The sequence below is a fragment of the Phocaeicola paurosaccharolyticus JCM 15092 genome, from assembly GCF_000613805.1.
Lineage (GTDB): Bacteria > Bacteroidota > Bacteroidia > Bacteroidales > Bacteroidaceae > Phocaeicola > Phocaeicola paurosaccharolyticus.
Genome location: NZ_BAJR01000073.1, coordinates 1 through 1,764 on the forward strand (window position 1 = coordinate 1; position 1,764 = coordinate 1,764).

At 38.2% G+C, this 1,764-nt stretch carries 1 protein-coding gene; it reads right to left on the reverse strand.

Going from position 1 to position 1,764, the window contains the following annotated elements:
- Positions 1 to 90: 90 nt before the first annotated feature.
- On the reverse strand, positions 91 to 1,497 hold the full coding sequence (ltrA, locus tag JCM15092_RS14215) for a group II intron reverse transcriptase/maturase (RefSeq protein WP_024995219.1): 1,407 nt from the start codon (positions 1,495 to 1,497) through the stop codon (positions 91 to 93).
- Positions 1,498 to 1,764 lie beyond the last annotated feature (267 nt).

Here is a 1,764-nt window from a genome sequence, read left to right on the forward strand (position 1 = left end):
TCGAGTAGGAGAAAATTAAAGTAGTTTTCTCCTACTTTAATTTTCGACCTCTCACACCACCGTACGTGCCGTTCGGCATACGGCGGTTCCTTACTTACGATAAACTTTACAATAGTAATCAGACAAGAATGGGTAACCTGATATGCGTAGGCTATCTTTATCTAATGCCATACCTAGTATCGGACTTTTTGAAGTACGCCAATAACTTTTACGAGTATTTGCCCATTGCCAAGCTTGATTCCTTTTTATCTTGCACTTTATAAGATTGGTTAACCTTGTCTTGACTTTCTTCCAACATCTCCATATACACATTCGCAAGCGTCGTCGTAACCATTTGTCAACAGATTGAAGATATTTGTTCATGTCTGCTAATTTATAATAGCTTATCCAACCTCGGATATATTCTTTCAGCTTGATTTTACATCTATCATATCCAAAACCTTTACTTCTTGAGGTAAGCTCCTTTAGTTTGGATTTTAGCTTGGCTTTACTCTTGGAATGAAGTGAAAGTCTACATATTCCTTTATTTACATAAAAGGAGTAACCTAAAAATTTCAAGCCTTTAATATATCCTACTTTCGTCTTCTCACTATTTACTTTTAGGAAGAGCTTCTCTTCTATAAATCTGATTATTGACTCTTTTGTACGATTGGCTGCACGTTTACTTTTGCAAAGTATCATACAGTCATCGGCATAGCGAACAAAGCGATGCCCTCGCCTTTCCAATTCCTTATCAAGCTCATTGAGCATAATATTGCTTAGTAACGGACTTAATGGACAGCCTTGCGGTACTCCCAAAGAAGTTTCTTCAAATTTATTGCTGACTATTACCCCTGCGTTCAAGTATTTATGAATAAGAGAGAGTAAGCGACTGTCTTTGATGGTTCTCGACAGCACATCAATCAGTTTACTGTGGTTGACGGTATCAAAGAACTTTTCCAAATCTAAATCAATGGCATATTTGTAACCTTCATTTACATGCACTTGAACATTGCGCAATGCCTTATGGCAACTGCGATTGTGGCGGAAGCCAAAACTTGAGTTACTGAATGTTCTGTCATAGATTAAAGTCAGGACTTGACTTATTGCTTGTTGGATTACTCGGTCAACTACGCTTGGTATGCCAAGTTGGCGTTTCTTGCCATTGTCTTTGGGTATCTCTACCCTACGGACCGGATTAGGACGATATGTCCCTTGTTTCAGAGATTTAATGAGTTCATCCTTGTTTTGGCGTAAATAAGGAAGTAGTTCATCAACTTCCATTTTATCTACTCCACATGCACCGGCATTCCTTTTTACTTGTAGATAAGCATTATTCAGATTGACGGGGCTAAAGATATGTTCCATTAAATACTCTGTCGTAAAGTTTACTTCCACGAGGTGGTTTTCAGTTATACCAATAACAGTCTGCACTCCCTCATAGCCTTTGCATTCCGTGCTATTCTTTTGAGGGTAGTTATTACATTGAGATAATATTTTCTGCATTCTATCCATTATCGACTAACATTCATTTACTACTCGCTTAATTAAGGTTCAGACCTTTCCAATATAATTCATATCGGTACTATGTCCTCGGCTGACTTCTCACAACAAGCTTTACTCCGTGTTTCTAAAAACTATCTCCACACGTCTGTGAGACCTCCCCAGATAAGAACGTAATCTTTCCGTCTTATACCCGCCAGATTTACTATGTGTGATTCCGAATAGTTATCGGGCTTTGTTTTGTTTAGCAAACTTACCCTCACACTTTAGCCTTATATCTGA